This window comes from Pseudomonas sp. NFACC37-1 (assembly GCF_900101575.1).
Lineage (GTDB): Bacteria > Pseudomonadota > Gammaproteobacteria > Pseudomonadales > Pseudomonadaceae > Aquipseudomonas > Aquipseudomonas fluorescens_AA.
In genome coordinates, this window is the sequence record NZ_FMUZ01000089.1 from 1 (window position 1) to 1,878 (window position 1,878).

At 57.3% G+C, this 1,878-nt stretch carries 2 protein-coding genes and 1 pseudogene; all 3 read left to right on the forward strand.

Features of this window, described 5'->3' with window-relative positions:
• Positions 1 to 582: 582 nt before the first annotated feature.
• The 3 genes and pseudogenes from BLP82_RS29980 to BLP82_RS29990 all read left to right on the forward strand — a co-directional run bounded on the left by BLP82_RS29980 (position 583) and on the right by BLP82_RS29990 (position 1,644).
• A pseudogene (locus tag BLP82_RS29980) lies at positions 583 to 866 on the forward strand (fructose-bisphosphate aldolase).
• Positions 867 to 1,051: 185 nt separating this feature from the next.
• The gene (locus tag BLP82_RS29985) at positions 1,052 to 1,330 is read left to right on the forward strand and encodes a ribbon-helix-helix domain-containing protein (protein WP_092177191.1); all 279 of its coding nucleotides are present in this window, start codon (positions 1,052 to 1,054) and stop codon (positions 1,328 to 1,330) included.
• Entirely contained in the window at positions 1,330 to 1,644 is a 315-nt protein-coding gene (locus tag BLP82_RS29990; RefSeq protein WP_072346299.1) for a type II toxin-antitoxin system RelE/ParE family toxin, read from the forward strand. The genes BLP82_RS29985 and BLP82_RS29990 overlap by 1 nt, the downstream gene beginning before the upstream one ends.
• Positions 1,645 to 1,878: the final 234 nt, after the last annotated feature.

Below are 1,878 nucleotides of genomic sequence, written 5' to 3' on the forward strand. Positions count from 1 at the left end.
GCCAATAGCCATGGAGCAAAAAGCGGCATAAACACCGTAATCGGTGTCCGGGATTACTTGACCAGTTCAGCTTGCTCGCGATGGCGGCCTGACAGCCGACTAGGATTTGTGGGGTGTCGGAGATTTTGATCGTTCCCCCGGCCTTCTGAAAATCTCGTAGGAACTCCCCCTTTGTGGCGAGGGGATTTATCCCCGCTGGGCTGCGAAGCAGCCCCCTCTTTTCGTCAGACCGACCCCATGCCCAGAGTTTACGGCGGCTGCGCCACCGAGCGGGAGCAAGCTCCCTCGCCACCGGGGTTGCGGGCGTCCTACAGGTCGGTTGTTGCCTCAAAAATCCCCTTCTATAGTTTGGTTCACCTACTGGCTTTGGTCGGTGGGAGGGTTTCGCAGCCCATTGAGGAATACACCGTCGAATGAAAACTCAGGCAAACTTGCCCGCGTTCATTTTATGGCGGTTGCGCGCGGGAGATCTTTGGGTCTGCCGAGTTTGATTCCTCTTCGGTCTGCGAACCCGCGCGTAGCTGCCACCCGTTTGTTTCGCAGCGAAAAGGTGGCATTTCTTTTTTTGAGGAATTAAACCTTATGACGTCGAATCAATCGTCCAATAGCTTCACCCCGCTAACCCCAATCGCCACCACCCACCCCGTCCTGTTCATCGATAAAACCGCCCCACTGCCCGAACTCCATGCCTGCGCCAGCGAACGCCTGCACGCCACCCTCGACTACCTGACGCTGATGGCCTGCACCACACTGCGCGATTCAGCCGAGACCGACATCAACACCACACCAACATCGCCCGAATCATGGTCCAGGATGTAGCGGATGTTTTTGGCGTGATTGAACAGCGCGGGCTCGAAGGGCAGTAAAAATCCTGCGGGAGGAGTCTGCTCGCGATAGTGTTGGCGCAGCGGCAAGAGCTGTTGGCTGACACGCCATTAACGCGAGCGGGCTCGCCTACCGTCCGCCTACAGTCATCGCTGACTCAGGAAGTCATGTGCATATTCCTCAGAGCAGAGTAGGATTAAATCCTATCTTATTCAGGAAGCCCATCATGCGTAGCACTCAACAATTCAGCATAACTCTGCCTAACCAGATGGCCGACGTGGTGAAAGCCAAGGTTGCTGCCGGTGAATACGCCACTGAAAGCGAAGTCATTCGTGATGGCCTCCGGGCGCTGCTGGCCCGTGATCGCGCTTTGGAAAACTGGCTCGTAGGCCAAGTAGCCCCCGCTTACGATGCATTGAAAGCTGACCCCTCACGCGCGCTGAGCGTCGATGAAGTTCGCTCCCGATTGGCGGCAGAGCACCAGAATGCCACTATCCAATCGTAATGGCGTATAGCGTTGATTTTGTCCCGGAAGCCCTTGAGCAGTTAGCTGCGCTCTATCGCTACATTGCCACGGCGGCTTCGCCAGAAACCGCGCAGCGGTATACCAACGCCATCGTGACCTATTGCGAAGAACTACGAACGTTCCCGCACCGAGGCAACCAGAGGGACGACATACGCCCGGGGCTGCGTATCACAAACTACCGCAAGCGGACCGTGATTGCCTTTGTCGTTGATGCCAAGCAGGTTTCCATCTTGGGCGTTTTTTATGGGGGGCAGGACTTTGAGGTCGCTTTGCAATGTGAACTGGACGATTAACGTGCAGTAGACCCTGTATCGTTGATGTCCTTCGCGAGCAAGCTCGCTCCCACAGGAGAAACGCGGTCCCCCCTAAACCAGGTCGGCTATAAGGCCGCCTCGCAGTGGACGTTGATCTCGGACGCCCCGTTAACCACGATGGCCGAACGCAGGCATTGTGGAGTGGGCATCCCGGCATGGATGCCGGGATAGCCGCGCTGGGCCATGGATGGCCCTTCGCGGCGGGCCCACGGA

Coding starts and splice junctions, on each gene's coding strand:
- BLP82_RS29985 (WP_092177191.1), top strand. CDS start 1,052: ATGCGTAGCACTCAACAATTCAGCATAACTCTGCCTAACCAGATGGCC.
- BLP82_RS29990 (WP_072346299.1), top strand. CDS start 1,330: ATGGCGTATAGCGTTGATTTTGTCCCGGAAGCCCTTGAGCAGTTAGCT.